Consider the following 21,683-nt stretch of genomic DNA (forward strand, 5'->3'; position numbering starts at 1 on the left):
AAGCAACGAAAGGCTAAAACGGCATGGCTGCACTGACTCTGCAAAGCGTTAAAAAAACCTACGACGGCAAACAGTTCGTGCTGCACGGCATCGACGTGGACGTCGCCGACGGCGAGTTCGTCGTGATGGTCGGCCCGTCCGGTTGCGGCAAATCGACCTTGCTGCGGATGGTGGCGGGACTCGAACGCATCTCCGAGGGCAGCATTTCGATCGCCGGCAAAGTGGTCAATCAGCTGGAGCCTAAAGATCGCAACATCGCGATGGTGTTCCAGAACTATGCGCTCTATCCGCACATGAGCGTGGCCGAAAACATGGGCTACGCGCTGAAGATCGCGGGCGTGGACCGCGCGCAGATCCAGAAACGCGTGAACGCCGCCGCGCAGATTCTCGAACTCGAAGCGCTGCTGCAACGCAAGCCGCGCGAGTTGTCCGGCGGGCAACGGCAGCGTGTCGCAATGGGCCGCGCGATCGTGCGCGAGCCGGCCGTGTTTCTGTTCGACGAACCGCTGTCGAATCTCGACGCCCGACTGCGCGTGCAGATGCGGCTCGAAATCCAGCGTCTGCATGCACGGCTTGCCACCACGAGTCTGTACGTGACGCACGATCAGATCGAAGCGATGACCTTGGCCCAGCGCGTGATCGTGATGAACAAGGGCCACGCCGAGCAGATCGGCGCGCCGACCGAAGTCTATGAGCGGCCCGCCACGGTGTTCGTTGCGAGCTTCATCGGCTCGCCGGGAATGAATCTGCTGGAAGGCCGCGTGTCGGACGACGGCGCTGTTTTTGCAGTCGCCGGCAACGGTCCGGAACTGCCGCTCGCGGGCGTGGTATCGATCGGCCGCGAAGTCGCAAAAGGACGCGAATGGACGCTCGGCATCCGCCCGGAACACATGAGCCCGGGTCAGGCGGACGCGCCTCACGCAACGCTCACCGTCGATTCCTGCGAACTGCTCGGCGCGGACAATCTGGCGCACGGCCGCTGGGGCAAGCATGACGTGACGGTGCGCTTGCCGCACGCGCATCGGCCCGCAGCGGGCGAAGCGCTACAAGTGGCGCTGCCCGCGCAGCATCTGCATTTCTTCGATCCGGCAAGCGGAAGACGCGCCAATTGACGCCTGATAAAACCCACCAGCGGTCGAAATAACAGGCACTCGGAAAACCATGACAAGCTTGACTCGCAACACACTGCGCGCCTGCGCGGCAATGACGGCGGCGCTGCTGTTCAGCGTGTCGTCCGCGTTCGCCTATGTGGCGCCGGGCACCACGCCCGACGAAGCGAACCTCAGCAATCACAACAGCTACACCAATCGCGACGGCAACACCGTGCACGCGCCGGCCCGCTCCCTATCCGGCAAGGCGCCGGAAGGCGCGACCGCGCGCTGCCGCGATGGCACGTACAGCTTCAGCCGGCACCGCAGCGGCACGTGCTCGCGGCACGGCGGCGTGGCGGATTGGCTCTGAGCATCCGAACCGCCCTTGGCCGAACGGATATCCAGCGCACACCCACTGCCGTCCGGCGCCCCTGCCGAAGTACAATGCCACCTGAAGGAGCCGCCCGCGCGCGAGGCGTCGCGAAGTTCGGCGCCGCGCTCCACGCCGCGCCGGCCGGCACCGGGCGCGCCGCCCGGCCATAACACCGATTACCCATCCACCCACGGCAGCCCGCCCCTTCGCGGCCGGCGTCGTCAACGTCTATTGCAAGCAAATGGCCCAATACGTCTTCACCATGAACCGGGTCGGCAAGATCGTGCCGCCCAAGCGTCAAATCCTGAAAGACATCTCGCTGTCGTTTTTTCCCGGCGCGAAGATCGGCCTGCTCGGCCTGAACGGCTCGGGCAAGTCGACGCTGATCCGCATCATGGCCGGTGTGGACAAGGACATCGAAGGCGAAGCCACGCCTATGCCGAACCTGAACATCGGCTATCTGCCGCAGGAACCGCAGCTCGATCCGAACAAAACCGTGCGTGAAACGATCGAGGAAGGTCTCGGCGACGTGTTCAACGCGCAGAAGAAGCTCGACGAAATCTACGCGGCTTATGCCGAACCGGACGCCGACTTCGACGCGCTCGCCGCCGAGCAGGCCAAGTATGAAGCGATCCTCGCCACGTCGGATGGCGGCAACGCCGAGCAGCAGATCGAAATCGCCGCCGACGCACTGCGCCTGCCGCCCTGGGACGCGAAGATCGAACATCTGTCGGGCGGTGAAAAGCGCCGCGTCGCGCTGTGCAAGCTCCTGCTCGAAAAGCCGGACATGCTGCTGCTCGACGAGCCGACCAACCACCTGGACGCGGAATCGGTCGACTGGCTCGAACAGTTCCTCACGCGCTTCCCGGGCACCGTGGTCGCCGTGACTCACGATCGCTACTTCCTCGATAACGCCGCCGAGTGGATTCTCGAACTCGACCGCGGCCACGGCATTCCGTGGAAGGGCAACTACAGCAGCTGGCTCGACCAGAAGGAAGAGCGGCTGAAGCAGGAAGAGTCGTCGGAATCGGCGCGCCAGAAGGCCATCAAGAAGGAACTGGAGTGGGTGCGCCAGAACCCGAAGGGCCGTCAGGCGAAGTCGAAGGCGCGTATCGCGCGCTTCGAGGAACTGAACAGCCAGGACTACCAGAAGCGCAACGAAACCTCGGAAATCTTCATTCCGGTCGGCGATCGGCTGGGCAATGAAGTGATCGAGTTCAAGAACGTCAGCAAGTCGTATGGCGACCGTCTGCTGCTCGACAACGTCAGCTTCAAGATTCCGGCGGGCGCGATTGTCGGCATCATCGGACCGAACGGTGCGGGTAAATCGACGCTGTTCCGCATGCTCACCGGCCGCGAACAGCCGGATTCGGGCGAGATCGTGCAGGGCCCGACCGTCAAGCTCGCGTACGTGGATCAAAGCCGCGATGCGCTGGACAGCTCGAAGACCGTGTTCGAGGAAATTTCCGGCGGCGCGGACGTGCTGACAGTCGGCAAGTACGAAACGCCGTCGCGGGCGTATATCGGCCGCTTCAATTTCAAGGGTGGCGACCAGCAGAAGATCGTCGGCAATCTGTCGGGCGGTGAACGCGGGCGGCTGCATCTGGCCAAGACGCTGATCTCGGGCGGCAACGTGCTGCTGCTGGACGAACCGTCGAACGACCTCGACGTCGAAACGCTGCGCGCACTCGAAGACGCCTTGCTCGAATTCGCCGGCTCGGTGCTGGTGATCTCGCACGATCGCTGGTTCCTCGACCGGATCGCCACGCACATCCTCGCGTTCGAAGGGGATTCGCAAGTCACGTTCTTCGACGGCAATTACCAGGAGTACGAAGCGGACAAGCGCACGCGTCTGGGTGAAGAAGGTGCACGTCCGAAGCGTCTGCGTTACAAGCCGATCGCGCGATAAGCGCCAAACCGGGCGGCTTGCGCGTGACTTGTCGGTTGTGACGACGCCCGAGCCGCGTTGACGGCCGCTTGCCGCGCAAGGCACGGGGCGGTGGATATTTCGCGGCACGGCGTCGCGGCACAGCGCGGCAGATGCCGCGAATTATCCGGCGTCGGCGGGTGAGCGGTACGGCACACGCATTGCGTGCCACGACGTGGTACATGTCATCGTGGCAGAGCTCGTGCGCTCCGCCCGAAGACCCCATTCAGGCGCGCGCCTATCCGGCAAGCGCGCAGGCCAATCACTGCCACACCGCCCGGAACGCGGTGACGAGGAGGCAAGCATGGCGATGTCGAAGGGCAAGCGCTGGGCCGTCGCCGTGGGCAGCGTGCTGCTGGTGCTGATCGTCGTCGTGGTCGGCGCCCTGCAGTTCGCGCAACGCGAGGTCAAGGAGCGCGTGATTGCGGCGCTCGGGCCACTGGGCAGCGCCGAAACCATCGATGTTGGACTAACCTCAGTCCGTCTCACCAACGTCCTTCTCAAAGCGCCGCCTGGCTGGCCGGCCGGCGACCCGCTGCGGGCGGACGAAATCACGCTGACACCGGACATTCGCGATCTGATCGCGCGGCGCATGCACATTCGCAGCGTGGTAGTGCGAGGCTTCGACATCGCCGTGCTGCGCACGAAAGACGGCGCGATTCGCCTGATGCCGAATCTGCGGCAAACGGTGAATCAATCCGACACGGAAGCCAGCGGCGCGGCCGCCCCCGTTCCCCGCGAAAAGCAGGTCGATCACATCAGTTTCGAGCAGGGCAACTTCCACTTCTACGATATGACGGTCGGGCCGCCGCCGTTCAAGGTGACGGTCAGCGACGCCAACGCGACCGTCGACAATCTGCGCCTGCCCGCCCTCACCGAGCCGACCAGCATCACGGTCACGGGTTCGATCAAGGGGCCGGCGCATACGGGCACGGTGTCGTTCGGCGGCTGGATCAAGATCGCCAGCAAGGATTCGCAGACCAGCAGCAAGCTGCGCGGCGTCGACCTCGTGATGCTCGACCCGTACCTGATCAAGAAAGCCGGTGCGAAGGCACAAGTGACCGGCGGCACGGTCGACCTGACGGTCGACTCGACGGTGCGCAACTATCAGCTGCACGCACCCGGCACGCTGACGGTCCACAATCTGCAACTCGCCGACAGCGGCAACCCGCTCGATACCTTCATGTCGATTCCGACCAAAGCCGCGGTCGCCGCGCTCAAGACGCACAACGGCGACATCACGCTGCATTTCGTTCTGGACGGAAATCTGCGCGACCCGAAATTCTCGGTGCAGGAAGGGCTGATGAAGCGCATCGGCACCGGCTTTGCGAAGGCGCTCGGCGTAAGCGTGGAGGACGTGGCGAAAGGCGCGGGGCAAACCGTGAAAGGCCTGGGTAACGCGTTGAAGAATCTGCTTGGCCAGTAGGCCGGTCGGTTGGGGACGAAACGCGCCTAAATAAACCGAAGCGACGCGGCGCCGCTGGAACGGCTGACGCGCCGCCTTGCCGTTAGAACCGCCGCGGCGTCAAACCGGCAATCCCAACTCGCGCAGTTTCGCTTCGGTTTGCGCGGCGCTGGTGTGATGCACGCCGTGCCAGCCGAGCGCGGTCGCGGCCTCGGCGTTCTTCAGGTTGTCGTCGATAAAGACGAGTTCGGCGGGCTCGATGCCAGGCAATTGCGCTTCGATCCGCTCACGCATGGCTGCGAAGATGGCCGGATCGGGCTTCACCAGCCCCACCCGCCCCGACACAACGATGTCGCGAAACCGCCGCAGCACCGGGTAATGCTCCCACGCATACGGAAAGGTCTCCGCCGACCAGTTGGTCAACCCGAAGAGCGGCACGCCGGCCGCTTCGAGCTTCTCCATGATTGCCACGCCCTCTTCGAGCACGCCGGCCACCATCTCGTGCCAGCGCTCGTAGAACGCGCGGATCAGCGTTTCGTGATCGGGAAACTTCGTGACGAGTTCCTCGGTGGCTTCGACGATCGGCTGGCCGCCGTCCTGACGGATCACCCAGTCCATCGAACAGACGTGCGTCAGAAACCAGCGGCGCTCGGTCTCGTCAGGAATCAGCTCCCGATACAGATACTCAGGGCTCCAGTCGATCAGCACGCCGCCGAAATCGAATACCACTGCCTTGATGGCCATGCACGCTCCGTAAGCCGATTCCCGATTGCGATCAGATGGGTTGCGTGCGCAACTCCAGCCATGCTTTGGCCTCGCCCGAGACGTGCGGCGCGAGGCGCGTGCGCACGGTCTCGTGATACGCGTTCAGCCACGCGCGTTCGTCTTCGCGCAGCAGCGACAGATCGAGGCAACGCGTGTCGATCGGGCACAGCGTCAACGTCTCGAACTTGAGGAAGTCGCCGAACTCGGTCTGGCCGGCTGGCACGTTCAGCACGAGGTTCTCAATCCGCACGCCCCATTTGCCCGGACGGTAAATGCCCGGCTCGACCGAGGTGATCATGCCCTCTTCCATCGCGGTCCACGGTTCGGCCGGCGCATAGTGCGAAATCACCTGCGGGCCTTCGTGCACGTTCAGGAAATAACCCACGCCGTGACCGGTGCCGTGGCCGTAATCAGCGCCGGCTTCCCAGATCGGCGCGCGGGCGATTGCGTCGAGCATGGGCGAACGGATACCGCGCGGAAAGTGCGCGCGCGAAAGCGCCATCGTGCCCTTGAGCACGATCGTGAAATCGCGCCGCTGTTCTTCGCTGATGGTGCCGACGGGTACCACGCGGGTGATGTCGGTCGTGCCGCTCAGATACTGCGCGCCGGAGTCGATCAGCAACAGGCCGTTGCCCTCGATCACCGAGTGCGATTCTTCAGTGGCGCGGTAATGCGGCATTGCGCCGTTCGCGTTGAAGCCGGCGATCGTCGCAAAGCTCAGCGACACGAAACCCGGCCGGCGCGCGCGAGCCGCCGTCGAACGTTCGTCGATAGTGAGTTCGGTGATCGTTTCGCGGCCCAACGCGCCTTCGAACCAGGCGAAAAATTCCGCCAGCGCCGCGCCGTCCTGTTCCATCGTCTCGCGCACATGCCCGGCTTCCGCCGCGGTCTTGCGCGACTTGAAGAAGGTGGACGGATTGACGGCCTCGATCACCTTGACCGTGGCCGGCACGGATTGCAGCGAGCCGAACGTAATGCGGCGCGGGTCGATCAGCAGCGTGCTGCCGGCGGGCAGCGCGGCCAGCGCGTCCGCAGCTTTGGCATACGGCTCGATGCTGATGTTGTCTTTCGCCAGCGCCTCGGCCAGTGCCTGCGGCACCTTGCCGTCAGCGACGAAGAGCGATGCGTGATCGACTCCGATCAGCGCGTGCGCCACGAATACCGGGTTGTAGCTGACGTCGGCGCCGCGCAGATTCAGCAGCCAGGCAAGATCGTCGAGCGTGGAGATGAAATGCCATTGCGCGCCCTTGTCCGCCATTGCGCGGCGAATCTGCGCGAGCTTGTCCGAACGGGCGACGCTCGCGTGCGGCGCGGCATGCTCGAACACGGCGGCCGCCGGCAGCGACGGACGCTGCGGCCAGATCGCGTCGAACAGATCGACGTCGGTGCGCAGTTGCACACCGCGCGCGCTCAGCGCCTGGCTCAAGGCCCGCGCCGCCGCCACGCCGAGCACGGCACCGTCCACGCCGACCGTGCCGCCTGCCGGCACGTTCTGCGCGAGCCATTCGAAATGCGGCGCGGTTTGCTGGCCGCCGGTCATCTTCATCAACTGAACGCCGGTTCCCGCCAGTTGCGCGTAGGCCTGTTCCCAATAGCGGCTGTCCGTCCAGACCCCCGCGAAATCCGCGGTGACGATCAGCGTGCCGGCCGAGCCGGTGAAGCCCGACAACCACTGCCGGCCTTGCCAGCGCCCTGGCAGATACTCGGACAGATGTGGGTCCGCGGACGGCACCAGATAGGCAGCGACGCCTTCGCGCGCCATTGCGTTGCGCAAAGTGGCGAGCCGTTCGGGAATGGAGGAGGTTTCGGGAAGTCGGGCATTCATCGGAGTCACCTGCAAATATTCATCGACGGGAAAGCAAGCCGACCGTCACGGCAACGGCGATCAACGCAACGGCGGTGCATACCGGCCATTCGAGCGTATCACCGTCATGGAAGAGACCGGTCACGTTGCCGGCCATGTGCGCGACAGCCGCGCCCAGCACCCCGGCCAACAGCGCCAGCCACCAACGGGCGCGGCTCGCGCGTCGCAGCGGATGCAGCCACCAGCCCGCCAGGCCGATCGCCGCCCCCAAGACCAGAAGGCCGGGCCACCCCATTAACGGCCGGCCTCGCGCAGTTTCGGATTCGTCTCATGGGCGCAAGGGGCCAAAACAGCTAGCATTTTTGTCTCATTAACTATAGAAGTTCAGCACGGCGCTTTCCGCATAGCGGTTGAGTTTAGGGGTCGGGGTGATGTTAGGCAAGTTGTAAGCCTTACGAAAAAGCCTGGTCCCCGGTCATTGCCACGCTGAAAGCGCGCCATGCGAATCGCCCTTATCGAGCCGGACTTGCGGCATGCAGAACTGGTGGGCCGGCTGGTTTTCGCCGGCGGTCACCTGTGTCAGCACTTCACCGCGAGCGTCCCGTTTCTGGCTCGCGCCAACGACGAATTCTTCGACCTTCTCATCACCGAAAGCTGGGCCGGCGACCACTCCGCGGAAGACGTCATCCCACGCGCCCGCGCCATCCTGCCGGGCCTGCCGGTGATCGTGCTGATGTCGGCGCCGCGCGAAAGCCAGATTGTCGCCGCGCTGCACGCCGGTGCCGACGACTGCCTGAGCAAACCGGTCCGCGGCCCCGAGATGCTGGCCCGGGTGGACGCGCTGCTGCGCCGCGCCGGCTTGCGGCGGCCGCCCAACCGGCGGCGCGACATCATCGGCGAATATGCATTCGACGCGGCGCAGTTCGCCGTCACCTTCCGCAACCGGACGGTCACCCTCACGCCGAAAGAATTTCGCCTCGCGCTGCTGCTCTTCAGCAATCTGTCGCGGCCGGTGTCGCGGGCGCATATTCTCGAAAACGTCTGGACGCGCCGCCGCGACGTAAGGTCGCGCACGGTCGACACGCATGCATCGCGCGTGCGTAGCAAATTGCAGCTTCACCCCGAACACGGTTACTGCCTAACACCGCTTTACGGCTACGGCTATCAACTCGATGCGATCCCGCCGGAAGCCGTTGCGGCCGTCGAATGACGTCTGTGCAATGTGAAAATCGTGGAAACGCTATAATATTGAGCTAAACCATAGCTCCCCCAAATGCAGCTTCTAACGATCGGAATCAATCACCACACTGCGCCTGTCGCCTTGCGCGAACGCGTGGCGTTTCCGCTCGAACAGATCAAGCCCGCATTGGACACCTTCAAGAGCATCTGGCTCGGTCCGTCGGCCCGCACGGCGCCCGAAGCGGCGATTCTGTCCACCTGCAATCGCACCGAGCTCTACTGCGCGACCGACGACCAGGCCGCGCGCGAAGCCGCGATCCAGTGGCTGTCCCGCTACCACAACCTGCCCATCGGCGAACTCGCGCCGCACGTCTACGCGCTGCCGCAGTCGGAAGCCGTGCGCCACGCGTTTCGCGTTGCATCGGGGCTGGATTCGATGGTGCTGGGCGAGACGCAAATCGTCGGGCAAATGAAGGACGCGGTGCGTACCGCATCCGAAGCTGGCGCACTCGGCACCTATCTGAACCAGTTGTTCCAGCGCACCTTCGCCGTCGCGAAGGAAGTGCGCAGCACGACCGAAATTGGCGCGCAGTCGGTTTCCATGGCCGCCGCCGCCGTGCGCCTCGCCCAGCGGATTTTCGACAAGGTCGCGAACCAGCGCGTGCTGTTCATCGGCGCGGGCGAGATGATCGAGCTGTGCGCCACGCATTTCGCGGCGCAGCAGCCGAAGGAACTGGTGGTCGCGAACCGCACGGCCGAGCGCGGCACGCGTCTCGCCGAACGCTTCAACGGCCGCGCCATTCCGCTGTCGGAACTGCCCTCGCGCATGCATGAGTTCGACATCATCGTGTCGTGCACTGCGTCCACCTTGCCGATCATCGGCCTGGGCGCGGTCGAGCGGGCGGTGAAAGCGCGCCGTCACCGGCCGATTTTCATGGTCGATCTGGCCGTTCCGCGCGATATCGAACCCGAAGTCGGCCAGCTCGAAGACGTGTTCCTGTACACCGTCGACGACCTCGGCGCGATCGTCCGCGAAGGCAATGCTTCGCGGCAAGCCGCGGTCGCGCAGGCCGAAGCGATCATCGAAACGCGCGTGCAGAACTTCATGCAATGGCTCGACGCACGCAGCATCGTGCCGGTGATCCGCCATATGCACACGCAGGCCGACGTGCTGCGTCGCGCCGAGGTGGAACGCGCGCAGAAAATGCTTGCGCGCGGCGACGATCCGGCCGCCGTGCTCGAGGCGCTGTCGCAGGCGCTCACCAACAAACTGATCCACGGCCCCACGCACGCGCTCAATCGCGCGAGCAGCGAAAACCGTGACACGCTCATCGAACTCATGAGCGGCTTCTACAAACACTCCGGTTCCACGGAGCGTTAGCGGCGCAGCCAGCGCCGCGCTGTCCGGGCCGTCCGCAAGTGGCCCGCGACGTGCTTCTGACCCAAGGGCATCCGCCCACTCCCTAGTTGTCGTCCTTGCCGGAGCCCGCTCCGATACCCGCCCGATGAAAACGAGCATGCAACGCAAGCTCGACCAGCTCACTACCCGGCTGGCCGAACTGAACGATCTGTTGAGCCGCGAGGACATCACCTCGAATCTCGACCAATACCGCAAGCTCACGCGGGAACACGCCGAGCTCGGGCCGGTGGTCGAGCATTACGCGCTGTGGCGCCAGGCCATGAACGACGCCGCCACCGCGCAGGAACTGCTGGCGGACGCGTCCATGCGCGACTTCGCGGAAGAAGAGATTCGGGCGGCGCGTGAGCGCATGGACAAGCTCGGCGCCGAGTTGCAGAAAATGCTGCTGCCGAAAGATCCGAACGACGATCGCAACATCTTCCTGGAAATCCGTGCCGGCACGGGCGGCGATGAATCCGCGCTGTTCGCGGGCGACCTGCTGCGCATGTACCTGCGCTATGCCGAGCGCAACCGCTGGCAAGTGGAGATGATGTCGGCGAGCGAATCCGACCTGGGCGGCTACAAGGAAGTGATCGTGCGGATCGCCGGCGAAGCCGCCTATTCGAAGCTCAAGTTCGAGTCCGGCGGGCATCGCGTGCAACGCGTGCCGGCGACCGAAACCCAGGGCCGCATTCACACGTCGGCGTGCACGGTCGCGGTCATGCCGGAAGCGGACGAAATCGGCGAAGTCGAGATCAATCCGGCCGATCTGCGGATCGACACGTTTCGCGCGTCCGGCGCGGGCGGCCAGCACATCAACAAGACCGATTCCGCGGTGCGCGTCACGCACTTGCCGACCGGCATCGTCGTCGAATGTCAGGACGACCGTTCGCAGCACAAGAACAAGGATCGCGCGCTGAAGGTGCTGGCCGCTCGCATCAAGGACAAGCAATCGCACGAGCAGCAGGCGAAGGAAGCCGCCACGCGCAAGAGCCTGATCGGCTCGGGCGACCGCTCGGAGCGGATTCGCACGTACAACTTCCCGCAAGGGCGTCTGACCGATCACCGCATCAACCTGACGCTCTACCGTCTCGACGCAATCATGGACGGCGATCTCGACGAGCTGATCGCGGCACTCGTCAGCGAGCATCAGGCTGAGTTGCTGGCGTCGCTGGGCGACGCGGACTAACGCGCGCATGACTTCGGCCACGTCTACCGCGCCGACGACACCGGCCGCGCTGTTACGCGCCTCGCCACTGCCACCGCCCGAAGCGCGGATCCTGCTCACGCACGTGCTCGGCTGGCGGCCCACGCAGCTGATTACGCGCAGCGACGAACCGCTCGGCGCCGAGCTGGTCGAGCGTTACCGGGCTTTAGAAGCGCGCCGCGCGGCCGGCGAGCCGGTCGCGCAACTGGTCGGCGCCCGGGAATTTTTCGGACTGGATTTCGAAGTCACGCCGCACGTGCTGATACCGCGCCCCGAAACGGAATTGCTGGTCGAAACCGCGCTGGCGGCGCTGGAAAATCTCTCGCGGCCTCGCGTGCTCGATCTCGGCACCGGAACCGGCGCGATTGCCGTCGCGATCGCATCCATGCGGCCCGACGCGCAGGTCTGGGCGCTCGACCACTCCGCCGAAGCGCTGGCGGTGGCCACGCGCAACGCCGCCCGTCTGCTCGACGCGAAACGGCCCGGCGGCGCCGTGGCGTTGACCCAAAGCGACTGGTACGACTCGCTCGACGCCGCGCTGCGCTTTGACGTTATCGTCAGCAATCCGCCGTATATCGCGAGCGGCGATCCGCATCTGGCGCAAGGCGATCTGCGCTTCGAACCGCGCGGCGCGCTCACCGACGAAGCCGACGGGCTCAGCGCCATTCGCGCCATCATTGCCGGCGCGCCCACACGGCTTGCCGCCGGGGGCGTATTGTGGATCGAGCACGGCTACGATCAGGCGGAAGCCGTGCGCAAACTGCTGACGGCGCGAGGTTTCACCCAGGTCCGCTCGGAGCGCGATCTCGCCGGCATCGAACGGATCAGCGGCGGACGGTTGGCCGGGTGACCCGCATCGCCTAATATCCACAAAGGCCGAGAGGACAAAGCAGCGCTCGGCCTGCCGTATCGAAATCCGCTATCATTTCAGCCTATTCCCTACACATAACGGAACCGCAAGGTCAGTCATGGATACGCAACAACGCATCAAGCAAATCGTCGACGACAACGCCGTCGTCCTCTTCATGAAAGGCACCGCCCAGTTCCCGATGTGCGGTTTTTCGGGCCGCGCCATCCAGATCCTGAAGGCGTGCGGCGTCGGTGAGATCAAGACCGTCAACGTCCTCGAAGACGACGAGGTCCGCCAGGGTATCAAGCAGTTCTCGAACTGGCCGACCATTCCGCAGCTCTATGTGAAAGGCGAATTCATCGGCGGCTCGGACATCATGATGGAAATGTACGAATCGGGTGAGCTGCAGCAGTTGTTTGCCGCCGCCTGAGCGGCCACGGTCCACACGCTTGCATTCCTGAGGCGCCGCGAGCCATGCAAACACACACTGCGGCGCCACGCCGGCTGATCGTTGCGATCACCGGCGCGACGGGTGCCATCTACGGCATCCGGCTGCTCGAAACGCTGCGCCGGCTGGGCGGCGTGGAAAGCCACCTGCTGATTTCCAGCGCGGGCTGGCTCAATATCCAGCACGAACTCCGGTTGAGCAAAGAAGACGTCCATCCGCTCGCGGACGTCGTCCACTCGGTGCGCGACGTGGGCGCGAGCGTCGCGTCGGGCTCTTTTGCCACCGACGGCATGGTTGTCGCTCCCTGCTCCATGAAGACGCTTGCCAGCGTCGCACACGGTTTCTCGGACAACCTGATCACGCGCGCCGCCGACGTCACGCTCAAAGAGCGCCGCCGGCTCGTGCTGCTCGTGCGCGAAACGCCGTTCAATCTGGCGCATCTGCGCAACATGACGGCCGTCACCGAAATGGGCGGCGTGATCTTTCCGCCCTTGCCGGCCTTCTACAACCAACCCGCTTCCATCGACGAAATGGTGGATCACACCGTGGCGCGCGTGCTGGATCTGTTCGCGCTCGGACCGGCTTTGGCCCCGGCGTGGGCCGGGCTGCGCGGCGCTCAGGAATAGCGCGCCGGGCAGCGCTGAGTCTGTGCATCGGCACAGATTAATAACACCTGCGACACAATCAATTCCGTTTTCACCCGTTTATCAAACAACGGTTCATCGCTATATTGGTAGCAACCCAATCTCCACGCCGCCCTTTAGCTGCGGTGTTGCTGCCATGAACCGCTTGCCTTCGCTTTTCCTGTCGCACGGCGCGCCGACGCTGCCGATCGACCCGTCGTTGCCGTCCGCCGAATTTGGCGTACTCGGCGCGCAACTGCCGCGTCCGGAATCGGTGCTGATGCTGTCGGCCCATTGGGGCACGGCGCAACCGGTGGCGAGCACGTCGACCGCGCCGGAGACCATCCACGATTTTTACGGCTTTCCGCGTCGGTTATACGAGATTCAGTATCCGGCTCCCGGCGCGCCCGATGTAGCGCGCCGCGCGGCCGTTCTGCTCAACGACAACGGCATCCTTACGGACGTCCAGCCGCACGGACTCGACCACGGCGCATGGGTACCGATGCTGCTCATGTTCCCCCATGCCGACGTACCGGTCGCCCAATTGTCGATCCAGCCGCATATGGACGCTGCGCATCACTTTCGCGTCGGCCGTGCGCTGCGGTCGCAGAGGGACGACGGCGTGATGGTGATCGGCTCCGGCCAGATCACGCACAACCTGCGCGCCGCCGACTTCTCTGCGCGCCCAGAGGATGCCGATCCGCGCGTCGCCGAATTCACCGGCTGGTTCGAGGAAAAGCTCGCCGTGCACGATATCGACGCCCTGCTCGACTACCGCCGCCAGGCGCCGCACGCGGCACTGATGCACCCTACCGACGAGCATCTGCTGCCTGTATTCGCCGCCCTGGGCGCGGCGGACGACGATTACTCGCTGGCCATCCAGTCGCTCGGAACCTACCAGCGCTCGCTGGCCATGACGAACTACGTGTTTGGCGCCGCGTGATCCATCCGTTGTCTTAAGCACGGCTGCAAATAAAAACCCCCGCCTGAATTGCTTCAGGCGGGGGTTTTTGCAGCGGATCCGACTACGATCCAGCCAGCAGACTCAGTGCGGCAGCCTAGTGCGCACCAATGCCTTCGAGCACTTCATCGTGCTCCTGGCGCTCGTCCAGATATTCCGACCGATAGCCGCTATTCACGCCCCAGTAGTAGAACACCAGCGAAAACGCGATGACCACCAGCATGTCCCAGCCGTAAGGGATGAGGTCGTGACCGCCGAACTGCTTGCTGCCGATCAGCGACAGAATCGCCATCACCGGCAGATAGGCGACCAGCCACCATGCCGCCTTCAGATCACGGCCCCAGCCGGCAAAACCCGACTTCGCCTGAAAGTAGAAGTACACCGGCAACGCGACGACCATCAGCAGAATGATCTCGCCGGTCAGCGGCCACTTCGCCCAGTACAGGATCAGCGACGCGCAGACGAACGCGAACGGGGCAATGATCTTCATGCCCGGAATATGCAAGGGACGCTCGAGGTCCGTTGCCGCACGGCGCAGCGACATCAGGCTGATCGGGCCGGTCAGGTATGAGATCACGGTGGCGACGGAAATCACCGCCGCGAGCGAACTCCAGCCGCGGAAGAAGAACAGGAAAATGAACGACACCAGCAGGTTGAACCACATTGCCGGGCGCGGCACGCCGTAGAACGGGTGCACGTTGCCGAACATCTTCGGCATGGTGTTGTTGCGCTCCATCGCGTAGATCATGCGGCTGGTGGTCGCCATGTAGGTCGTACCCGTGCCGCTCGGGCTGACGAACGCGTCGACATAGAGCAGGATCGCCAGCCAGTTCAGGTTTAGCGCGATCGCCAGTTCCGCAAACGGCGAAGCAAAGTTGAAGTGGCTCCAGCCCTTCATCACGTCGCTCGGGTTCACCGCGCCGATATACGCGATCTGCAACAGAACATAGATCACCAGCGCCAGCAGGATCGAGCCGATCACCGCGAACGGCACGCTTCTGGCCGGATTGCGCGCTTCACCGGCAAGGTTGATCGGGCTCTGGAAACCGTTGAACGCGAACACAATGCCGCTCGTCGCCACGGCGGTCAGCACCGCCGACCAGCCGTACGGCGCGAAGGTACTCACTTCGCCGAAATTTTCCTTGTGGAAGCCCGTCAGCATCAGGCCGAGGATGGTCGCGCCCGGAATCAGAAACTTGAAGATCGTGATTGCCGAATTGGCGCGCGCGAACAGTTTCACGCCCCAATAGTTCAGCAGGAAGTAAATGATCACGAGTGCCGCGGACAGTAATAACCCGTGGGTGGTTAATGATCCGTCCACGAATAACGCATGCGCCCAGGGATAGGGCCATGTACTCATATATTGAATGGATGCTTCAGCCTCGATGGGAATAACTGAAACAATCGCAATCCAGTTAGCCCATGCGCTGATGAATCCAACCAGCGCACCGTGCGAATAGCGCGCGTAACGCACCATGCCGCCGGATTCCGGGAACATCGCGCCGAGTTCTGCGTAGGTCAATGCGATCGCGAGAATCACGACCGCGCCGATCACCCACGCACAAATGGCAGCGGGCCCGGCAATTTTTGCAGCCTTCCAGGCGCCGAACAGCCAGCCCGATCCGATGATCGAGCCCAAGCCGGTGAGCATCAGCGCGAATGGCCCGATGTTCCGTTGTATAGAACTTTTCACGTCTTCTCCTGTGTCGGCCGGAGCCGGTGTTTCAGCACCCAGCCCGGCCCCATGCAAGTTTGCAGCAAAACCATGTCGGCACCGCGTGACATCGCTCGTGGCGCTGGAGACGGGTGACGCACGTGCTTGCGCGACGGTCCATTCTAAACAGGTGCAACCGACGCGCGGCGCGTAGTTTAACGGTTGCACCCCGCCCCTGCAGCGAAACCAAGGGTTCTCCCTGGCAAAAAAACAGACGGAAAGCAAGGTTTGTAAGCAACTTTTGCGCCCGTTGCCAGAAAATACGTAAAGTTGTGTGGAGACTGTTGACCTTCTCTCAAAATCGCCGTATAACGTTCGGGCAGGATTTCAAGCGGCGAGTGAATTGGTCTTTCGTAGTTCGCCCATCAACGGTACTCCGGTTGGTCCCATTACCCCCTTCCTTGATTTTCATGCACCCTCTGGGCTTCGGCCTTATTTACCATCTTTAGGAACAAGTAATATGGAAACCGGTACCGTCAAATGGTTCAATGACGCAAAGGGCTTTGGCTTCATCACGCCGGACGGCGGCGGCGAAGATCTGTTCGCGCATTTCTCGGAAATCCGCACGGAAGGCTTCAAGACGCTGCAAGAAAACCAAAAGGTTACGTTTGAAGTGAAGACGGGCCCGAAGGGCAAGCAAGCTGCTAACATCAAGCCGGTGTAAGCAACACGCTCCCTTCAGGACGCAAAAAAACCCCGCCTCGGCGGGGTTTTTTTATATCTGCTTCAACTAGAACAGGGATTATCTTCGCAATATGCGACCGATAATGTCCGGTTATCCAAACACACGCCGCGCGTGAATACCGAGTCCCGTCGCCACACTCGCGAGACGGTCGCCGAATACCGCCCTGGCATCGGGAAATGCCGCCGCCAATGCGCCCGATAGAAACGCCAGACCCGTCGAGCCGCCGGTGAAATAGATGGCGTCGACGTCGCGTGTCGCGACCCCGGCCGCCTGCACCGTATCGCGCGCCGCCTGCACGATGCGCAGCGTTTCGTCGTGGCCGGCCTTGATGAGTTGTGCTTCGTCGAACGCGAGGCGCAGGTCGTCTTCCACTTCGTCGAGATCGATCACGGTCTCTCCACCCGCCGCCACGCCGATCTTCGCCTCTTCCGCATGCGCGGCCAGCGCATGGCCGAGGCGCCGGTCCACGACGCGCATCAGGCGGTCGTGATGCTTGACCTCCGTGAACAGATGGCGCATCAGCGCGAGTTCGCTGACCCGCTTCGGGGAGTAGACGGTGTTGATCAGATGCCAGGTCGCGAGATCGAAGTAGACCCGGTTCGGGATCTCGCGGCCTTCCGGGTCCAGCGTCTGATAGCCGAGTTCACGCAGGATCGTCGCCAGTTCCACGCGGCGGTCGAAATCCGTACCGGCGACGTGCACGCCGTGGTGGGCCAGCACGTCGTCCTTGCGCTCGACGCGCTTCATCCGCTCGGGCCCGACCCGCACCAGCGAGAAGTCCGAGGTACCGCCGCCGATGTCGGCCACCAGCACGAGCCCTTCTTCCGCCAGATGCGACTCGTAGTCGAACGCGGCCGCGATCGGCTCATACTGAAAGTGAATCTCCTGCAGACCGACCGAGCGTGCGGCGGCTTCGAGTTGCCGCTGCGCCATCTGATCGGCACGCGGGTCGTCGTCGACGAAAAACACCGGGCGGCCCAGCACGGCGCGATGAATCGGGCCGCCGACGCTTTGTTCGGCCGAGCGCTTGAGGTGATCGATGAAAATCGCGATCACGTCGGTGTACCTGATCGCGGAACCGTCGCCCAGATCCGTGGAGTTCTCCGCGAGCGGCGAGCCGAGAATGCTCTTCATGGAACGCATCAGGCGGCCGTCGAAGCCGTCAATGTACGCGGCGAGCGCCGCCCGCCCGAATTCGCGGGTGTCCTCGTCGGTATTGAAAAAGACCGAGGTGGGCAGCGTGGTATAGGCGCCCTCGACCGGCGCGAGCCTGAGCGCGCCGCCGTCAGGAACGGCCACGGCCGAGTTGGAAGTACCGAAGTCAATCGCGCAATAGTTCATGGCAGGAATCGCCGCTCACGGCTGGCGCGGACAGAAGGGGAGCGGCTTTGTAACACGAAAGACCGATCAGCATCAACTGACGTTTTCAACTCAGTCGCGATAACGGAGAAGTGCGGTTCGACGGAACGAATATTGCTCATTTCGACAGGATACGCCGCCAATTTTCGGATTTCAGGAGACTTCAAGCAATGAGCGCGCCGCCCACAGCCGCTGTTCACGAAAAAAGCACGACGCTCGTCGATACGGATCTGCCTTCGCGGCTCGACCGCTTGCCGTGGGGCCGGTTTCACTCGCTGATCGTGGTGGCGCTAGGCGTGACCTGGCTGCTCGACGGGCTGGAAGTGACGCTGGCGGGCGCGGTGGCGAGTGCGCTGAAGTCCAGTCCATCGTTGCACTTTACCAACGCCGACGTTGGTCTGGCCGGCAGCGCTTACATTGCCGGAGCGGTGCTGGGCGCACTGGGGTTCGGCTGGCTGACCGACCGGCTCGGCCGCCGCAAGCTGTTTTTCATCACGCTCGCCCTTTATCTGGCGGCAACCGCGGCCACCGCGCTGTCGTGGAATCTGGCCAGCTTTCTGCTGTTTCGCTTTCTGACCGGCGCGGGCATTGGCGGCGAGTACACAGCGATCAACTCGACAATCCAGGAATTCACGCCCGCGCGCGTGCGCGGCTGGACCGATCTGGGCATCAACGGCACGTTCTGGCTCGGTGCGGGGCTCGGCGCGGCCGGCTCGCTGGTGCTGCTCGATCCCCATCTGCTGCCGGCCGACTGGGGCTGGCGCGCCTGTTTCTTCATCGGCGCGGTACTCGCGCTGGGCATTCTGCCGATGCGCATCTGGGTGCCGGAAAGCCCCCGCTGGCTGCTCACGCACGGCGACGAGCGCGACGCGCGCGCGATCGTCGAAGGAATCGAAACGCGTTTTCGCAACGAAGGCCACACGCTCTCCGACAATGACCTCACGCGTCTACGACTGCGCGCTCGCGGACATACGCCGCTACGCGAGGTATTTCATACGCTCTTCAACGTACACCGGCGGCGCGCGCTGGTTGGCCTGTCGCTGATGACCGCGCAGGCGTTTTTCTACAACGCGATCTTCTTCACCTACGCGCTGGTGCTCACCGATTTCTATCACGTGCCGGGCGACCACATCGGCTGGTATCTGCTGCCCTTCGCGCTCGGCAATTTCCTCGGACCGCTGCTGCTCGGCCGGCTATTCGACGTGATCGGCCGACGCAAGATGATCTTTGCGACTTACGCGATGTCCGCCGTCCTGCTGACGCTGAGCGGCTATCTGTTCGAGCAGCAGTTGCTCACCGTCGTCACGCAGACGATCGCGTGGATGGTGATCTTCTTTTTCGCGTCGGCAGCTGCGAGTTCGGCTTATCTGACCGTCAGCGAATCCTTCCCGCTGGAGATTCGTGCGCTGGCCATCGCGGTGTTCTACGCGTTCGGCACGGCGCTCGGCGGTATCGCCGGGCCCGCGTTCTTCGGCAGGCTCATCGACACGCATCAGCGCAGCGAAGTGTTTTCGGGCTATCTGGTCGGCTCGGCGCTGATGCTGGCGGCGGCGGTGATCGCCGCGATCTGGGGCGTGGATGCGGAGCGCAAGTCGCTGGAGAACGTGGCGACGCCGCTGTCGAGCGTCGCGGAGGGCGCGGAATAAAAAACGCGCGGTCGTCGCCGCGCGTTTCACTTCGGCAAAAAGCTGCAAGCCGTTCAGAACGCCTTTTTCCAGCCGCCGCCGTAGGCGATCTCCGCCAGCGGCAAACGCTGACGCACCGACTTCTCGCGCTCGCGCAGCACCGGATCCAGCTTGTCGACATCGCCGTAATGACCGAGCGAGATGATCGCGATCACGTCGACGTCGCTCGGCAGCTTGAATGTGGTGCGGAACGCGTTCACGTCAAAACCGCTCATCTGGTGCGCGGCGAGTCCGAGCGCATGCGCCTGCAACACCAGCGCCATTGCCGCGGCGCCCGCATCGTACGGCGCGCAGCGATTCACCTCGCCCTTGCTGGTGAGCGTGTGCGCGGTCACCGCGATCAGCACCGGCGCCGGCGCGTTCCAGCCCTGGTTGAACGGCACCAGCGTGGCAAAGGCCTGCTTGAACGAGACTTCATCGACGCTGCGGTCGAATACGAGGAAACGCCACGGCTGCGCGTTATACGAAGACGGCGCCCAGCGTGCCGCTTCCAGCACGGATTGCAAATGCTCGCGGCTCACCGGTTCGCTGGAATACGCGCGCGGGCTCCAGCGGCCTGCAATCAGCTCGTGAATGGCAACTGCGGTAGGGGCGGGTTTGTTGGTCATGCGCTTCTCTCGGTCGAAATTCATGATCGACGGGCGAATCGCCCGGGGTCACATAGCATAACCGGGCTTTGGCGCGCGCGCTCCATCGGGCGAACAGTTTGTTTTTGCGCTGACGGGCAATGGAGAAACGGCCCCATGCGGGGCCATTTCTTCAACCGCGCCGTGCTCCGCGCGCGGCGGGGCGCGGCGCGCCGCCTGCCGCGTCACACCGCCTGCGGCTCCGGCACCTTGGCAGGCCGGTTGATCCGCAACACGATCACCGCCGCCACGAGGCACAAGCCGCCCGAAATCATCGACGCCACCGTGTAGGTGCCGAGGCTCGCCCGTAGCATCCCCGCGCCGAGCGCCGCGAACGCCGCGCCGAGCTGGTGGCCGGCGACCACCCAGCCGAACACCACCGGCGCCGCCTCCTTGCCGTAGACGTCGGTAGCGAGGCGCACCGTGGGCGGCACGGTCGCGATCCAGTCGAGACCGTAGAACACGGCGAACAGCGGCAGACCGAAAAAGTCGATGCCGAACGCGTGTGGCAGATACATCAGCGACAAACCGCGCAGACCGTAGTACCAGAACAGCAGCACACGGCTATTGAAGCGGTCCGACAACCAGCCCGAGAGCGTCGTGCCGAACAGATCGAAGATGCCCATAGCGGCGAGCAGCGAAGCGCCCTGCACTTCCGTCATGCCATAGTCGCCGCACATCGCGATCAGATGGGTGCCGACGTAGCCGTTGGTGCTCGCGCCACAGATAAAAAAACTGAAAAACAGCAGCCAGAAGTCACGGGTCTTGCTCGCCATCGCGAGCGTGCCGAAGGCGATGGCCAACGGATTCTGTCTGGTGACCGTGCCGTTGATGGGCGTATCGTGCGGTTCGCCGTAGGGACGCAGCTTCATGTCGGACGGACGTTCGGGCAACAGAAACGCCACCAGCGGAATCACGATGGCGGCAGCAATGGCGACGGTCCACACCACCTGCCGCCAGCCGTCATGCTCGGCGATGGCGGCGAGCATCGGCAGGAACACCAGTTGGCCGGTCGCCGAACTGGCCGTGAGAATGCCCATGACGAGGCCGCGCCGCGTCGTGAACCAGCGCGTCACCACGGTCGCCGACAACGACAGCGCCGCGACGCCCGTCGAACCGCCGACCATCACGCCCCAGATCAGCACCATTTGCCACGGATGCGTCATCAGCGAGGAGAGCGCCACGCCTGCGGCCATCGTGCCGAGCGCGGCCAGCAGCGTGGGCCGCACGCCGAAACGCTGCATGGCCGCAGCCGCGAACGGGCCCATCAGGCCGTACAGCGCGATATTCACCGAAATCGCCAGTGAGATCGTTGCGCGGCTCCAGCCGAATTGATGCTCGAGCGGCACCATCATCACGCTCGGCGTGGCGCGCGTGCCGGCCGCTGCCAGCAACACCAGAAACACCACCGCGACGGTCAGCCAGCCATAGTGGAAGCGTCCGCCAATCAGTTTCGCTGCCCAGTTCATCGGTTCTCCAATCGACGCCTGCCTCGCAGGCCACGCCGCTCATATTGTTACGAATTCGGTAAAGGACTTGTGACAGCTCTGTCACAATGGGTGTTGCGATGTTAGTTACTGAT

Annotated in this window: 20 protein-coding genes; 13 read left to right on the forward strand and 7 right to left on the reverse strand. The window is 63.9% G+C overall.

Annotation, left to right across the window (positions count from 1 at the left end):
* Nucleotides 1–23: 23 nt before the first annotated feature.
* From BXE_RS19665 to BXE_RS19680, 4 genes are all read left to right on the forward strand, one after another.
* On the forward strand, nt 24–1,112 hold the full coding sequence (locus BXE_RS19665) for a sn-glycerol-3-phosphate import ATP-binding protein UgpC (protein ID WP_011489955.1): 1,089 nt from the start codon (nt 24–26) through the stop codon (nt 1,110–1,112).
* A 49-nt stretch (nt 1,113–1,161) separates the two neighbouring features.
* The gene (locus tag BXE_RS19670) at nt 1,162–1,461 is read left to right on the forward strand and encodes a DUF3761 domain-containing protein (protein ID WP_011489956.1); all 300 of its coding nucleotides are present in this window, start codon (nt 1,162–1,164) and stop codon (nt 1,459–1,461) included.
* Nucleotides 1,462–1,705: 244 nt separating this feature from the next.
* Entirely contained in the window at nt 1,706–3,373 is a 1,668-nt protein-coding gene (gene ettA / locus BXE_RS19675) for an energy-dependent translational throttle protein EttA (RefSeq protein ID WP_011489957.1), read from the forward strand.
* Between the two features lie 322 nt (nt 3,374–3,695).
* On the forward strand, nt 3,696–4,817 hold the full coding sequence (locus BXE_RS19680; protein ID WP_011489958.1) for a DUF748 domain-containing protein: 1,122 nt from the start codon (nt 3,696–3,698) through the stop codon (nt 4,815–4,817).
* Between the two features lie 99 nt (nt 4,818–4,916).
* Here BXE_RS19680 and BXE_RS19685 read toward each other — a convergent pair whose 3' ends face one another.
* Genes BXE_RS19685 through BXE_RS19695 form a run of 3 tightly spaced genes read right to left on the reverse strand, consistent with a single transcriptional unit; the run spans nt 4,917 to nt 7,660 of the window.
* Complete coding sequence (locus tag BXE_RS19685; RefSeq protein ID WP_011489959.1) at nt 4,917–5,540, reverse strand: HAD family hydrolase; 624 nt, start codon at nt 5,538–5,540, stop codon at nt 4,917–4,919.
* Between the two features lie 31 nt (nt 5,541–5,571).
* On the reverse strand, nt 5,572–7,386 hold the full coding sequence (locus tag BXE_RS19690; protein WP_011489960.1) for an aminopeptidase P family protein: 1,815 nt from the start codon (nt 7,384–7,386) through the stop codon (nt 5,572–5,574).
* A 19-nt stretch (nt 7,387–7,405) separates the two neighbouring features.
* Nucleotides 7,406–7,660, reverse strand: coding sequence for a hypothetical protein (locus BXE_RS19695; RefSeq protein ID WP_011489961.1), 255 nt, complete (start codon nt 7,658–7,660; stop codon nt 7,406–7,408).
* 204 nt (nt 7,661–7,864) lie between these two features.
* On the opposite strand from BXE_RS19695, the gene BXE_RS19700 reads away from it, so the two are divergent.
* The 7 genes from BXE_RS19700 to BXE_RS19730 all read left to right on the forward strand — a co-directional run bounded on the left by BXE_RS19700 (nt 7,865) and on the right by BXE_RS19730 (nt 14,014).
* Entirely contained in the window at nt 7,865–8,575 is a 711-nt protein-coding gene (locus tag BXE_RS19700) for a response regulator transcription factor (protein WP_011489962.1), read from the forward strand.
* A gap of 63 nt (nt 8,576–8,638) precedes the next feature.
* Nucleotides 8,639–9,925, forward strand: a complete 1,287-nt coding sequence (gene hemA, locus BXE_RS19705) for a glutamyl-tRNA reductase (RefSeq protein WP_011489963.1) — start codon at nt 8,639–8,641, stop codon at nt 9,923–9,925.
* Between the two features lie 124 nt (nt 9,926–10,049).
* Nucleotides 10,050–11,132 (forward strand): peptide chain release factor 1, encoded by a 1,083-nt coding sequence (prfA, locus tag BXE_RS19710; RefSeq protein WP_011489964.1) that lies wholly within the window; start codon nt 10,050–10,052, stop codon nt 11,130–11,132.
* A gap of 7 nt (nt 11,133–11,139) precedes the next feature.
* Nucleotides 11,140–12,000, forward strand: coding sequence for a peptide chain release factor N(5)-glutamine methyltransferase (gene prmC, locus BXE_RS19715; RefSeq protein WP_011489965.1), 861 nt, complete (start codon nt 11,140–11,142; stop codon nt 11,998–12,000).
* 118 nt (nt 12,001–12,118) lie between these two features.
* A complete protein-coding gene (gene grxD / locus BXE_RS19720; RefSeq protein WP_007180255.1) occupies nt 12,119–12,430 on the forward strand; it encodes a Grx4 family monothiol glutaredoxin in 312 nt (103 codons plus the stop codon).
* 44 nt (nt 12,431–12,474) lie between these two features.
* Nucleotides 12,475–13,074, forward strand: coding sequence for a UbiX family flavin prenyltransferase (locus BXE_RS19725; RefSeq protein WP_011489966.1), 600 nt, complete (start codon nt 12,475–12,477; stop codon nt 13,072–13,074).
* A 154-nt stretch (nt 13,075–13,228) separates the two neighbouring features.
* Nucleotides 13,229–14,014: a DODA-type extradiol aromatic ring-opening family dioxygenase gene (locus BXE_RS19730; RefSeq protein ID WP_011489967.1), complete on the forward strand. Its 786-nt coding sequence runs from the start codon at nt 13,229–13,231 to the stop codon at nt 14,012–14,014.
* 115 nt (nt 14,015–14,129) lie between these two features.
* Here the strand turns inward: BXE_RS19730 and BXE_RS19735 are convergent, their stop codons facing one another.
* Nucleotides 14,130–15,725, reverse strand: coding sequence for an APC family permease (locus BXE_RS19735; protein ID WP_038457296.1), 1,596 nt, complete (start codon nt 15,723–15,725; stop codon nt 14,130–14,132).
* 481 nt (nt 15,726–16,206) lie between these two features.
* Between BXE_RS19735 and BXE_RS19740 the strand changes: the two genes are divergently transcribed.
* Complete coding sequence (locus tag BXE_RS19740) at nt 16,207–16,410, forward strand: cold-shock protein (RefSeq protein ID WP_007180251.1); 204 nt, start codon at nt 16,207–16,209, stop codon at nt 16,408–16,410.
* Between the two features lie 111 nt (nt 16,411–16,521).
* Here BXE_RS19740 and BXE_RS19745 read toward each other — a convergent pair whose 3' ends face one another.
* Entirely contained in the window at nt 16,522–17,772 is a 1,251-nt protein-coding gene (locus tag BXE_RS19745; RefSeq protein ID WP_011489969.1) for an Hsp70 family protein, read from the reverse strand.
* Between the two features lie 188 nt (nt 17,773–17,960).
* On the opposite strand from BXE_RS19745, the gene BXE_RS19750 reads away from it, so the two are divergent.
* On the forward strand, nt 17,961–19,436 hold the full coding sequence (locus BXE_RS19750) for an MFS transporter (RefSeq protein ID WP_011489970.1): 1,476 nt from the start codon (nt 17,961–17,963) through the stop codon (nt 19,434–19,436).
* Nucleotides 19,437–19,489: 53 nt separating this feature from the next.
* Here BXE_RS19750 and BXE_RS19755 read toward each other — a convergent pair whose 3' ends face one another.
* Together BXE_RS19755 and BXE_RS19760 are read right to left on the reverse strand one after the other, a co-directional pair.
* Entirely contained in the window at nt 19,490–20,083 is a 594-nt protein-coding gene (locus tag BXE_RS19755; RefSeq protein WP_171913301.1) for a nitroreductase family protein, read from the reverse strand.
* Between the two features lie 203 nt (nt 20,084–20,286).
* Nucleotides 20,287–21,570: an MFS transporter gene (locus BXE_RS19760; protein WP_011489972.1), complete on the reverse strand. Its 1,284-nt coding sequence runs from the start codon at nt 21,568–21,570 to the stop codon at nt 20,287–20,289.
* Nucleotides 21,571–21,683: the final 113 nt, after the last annotated feature.

The sequence above is a fragment of the Paraburkholderia xenovorans LB400 genome (genome assembly GCF_000013645.1).
In the GTDB taxonomy this organism is placed as follows: Bacteria; Pseudomonadota; Gammaproteobacteria; order Burkholderiales; family Burkholderiaceae; genus Paraburkholderia; species Paraburkholderia xenovorans.